At 49.0% G+C, this 1,403-nt stretch carries 2 protein-coding genes; one reads left to right on the forward strand and one right to left on the reverse strand.

The genetic code is table 11. From position 1 onward, the window contains the following. Nucleotides 1-101: 101 nt before the first annotated feature. Complete coding sequence (locus DW899_RS10390) at nucleotides 102-533, reverse strand: Hsp20/alpha crystallin family protein (protein WP_055251783.1); 432 nt, start codon at nucleotides 531-533, stop codon at nucleotides 102-104. 275 nt (nucleotides 534-808) lie between these two features. Between DW899_RS10390 and DW899_RS10395 the strand changes: the two genes are divergently transcribed. After that, the gene (locus DW899_RS10395) at nucleotides 809-1,276 is read left to right on the forward strand and encodes a hypothetical protein (RefSeq protein ID WP_117801082.1); all 468 of its coding nucleotides are present in this window, start codon (nucleotides 809-811) and stop codon (nucleotides 1,274-1,276) included. The last annotated feature ends 127 nt before the right edge of the window (nucleotides 1,277-1,403 follow it).

Consider the following 1,403-nt stretch of genomic DNA (forward strand, 5'->3'; position numbering starts at 1 on the left):
CCATCGAAATTTATCGGTGGCCCACTTCAGACTGTAATGGGCTGGGAATCACTTCCCAGCCCCCCCCTTAACTCATACTCTCGATTGAAGCAGAGCCATCGTTAGTCGATGGAGATCTTCGTAACGTTCTTCTTCTCGACAATCTTGGGAACCGTAACGGTCAGGATGCCGTCAGCATACTTAGCCGAAAGGCCCTCGCTCGAAGCGTCCTTCAGATACACGCCGCGCGTCGCGCTGTACGAGCTAAACTCCTTCTGCAGGAAGTTCTTGCCCTCGTTCTCCTCGTCCTCCACAACGTTCACGCTAATCGACAGGCGACCCTCGTTAAGCTCAACGTCGATATCATCCTTAGCGACGCCGGTCAGATAGGCCTTGACCTCATAACCATCGCCCTTGTCCTCGACATCAACGGGGAACGCCTTGGAAGCAATCGAGTTGTTTGCAAGATCGGTCATATCATCAAACAAATCGAACAGCGAGCTAGCAGAAGGACGAACGCCAAAAACCGAACGATAAGGAACCATGCTTGCCATGTTTACCACTCCTTTTAAGGACTGCCGAGTCATCTTCTAGGTGACTGGGACTTCTTTTGACGCTGTTATATATGCCCAGCCGCTTCTTATATATACATCGACTATAAAGTTTTTTGAGTCTATTGATATAAGCATATCTAAGTCTGGTTGACTAAGGTTTTCTCTAATAAACGGAATTTGAACGAAGGCTTAAATAATGTATGCAATCCCATCAAAACTAGACGGCTGGCTTACAATGGGCGCATACACGATATTGATGACGAGCTAAGGGCATCATGGACGATCAAAAACAGGACAACACGTTTATGCCGGAGCAGGACGAAGCATCCAGCCCGCAACCGATTCGATTCCATCGCCCCCACATCTCGCAAGAGCCCATCAATGGCCCAGAGCCCAAATATGTGACAAGAAACCGATATCAAACGCTCGAAGAAGCCCAAACGGGACGTAAACATATGGGCGTTGCCTCGGGAGACCCTGTATATCTGAAAGACGCACCATTATCTAAAAACAGCGCAGTTAGTGATGAGCCGATGAAAGCATCCGCCGCTCATCAACAAAGAGGGCCTCGACCCAAGCAAACCTTGACGCATTCGGCTCGCTATCTCGAGACTCCAAAACAGGGAAAATCAATCTTCGTTTCGTCAAGTAAACGACGCAAGCAGCATCAGCTGACAATCCTGCTTATGATCATTGCGGCCATAGCAGTTGCCCTTGTTATACGATTTATTTTCTTTAAATAAAGGCTCAATACCGAAAACAACAAGATCGTCTGGTGTAATTGAGTCATTCACGCCCCGTAAACGCAAAAAAGGGGGAGGCCGCGAGGCCCCCCCCTTCTTCAAGTCTTGCGACGGCTCGGTGCCGTCC

Source organism: Collinsella sp. AM41-2BH, assembly GCF_003468085.1.
GTDB lineage: Bacteria > Actinomycetota > Coriobacteriia > Coriobacteriales > Coriobacteriaceae > Collinsella.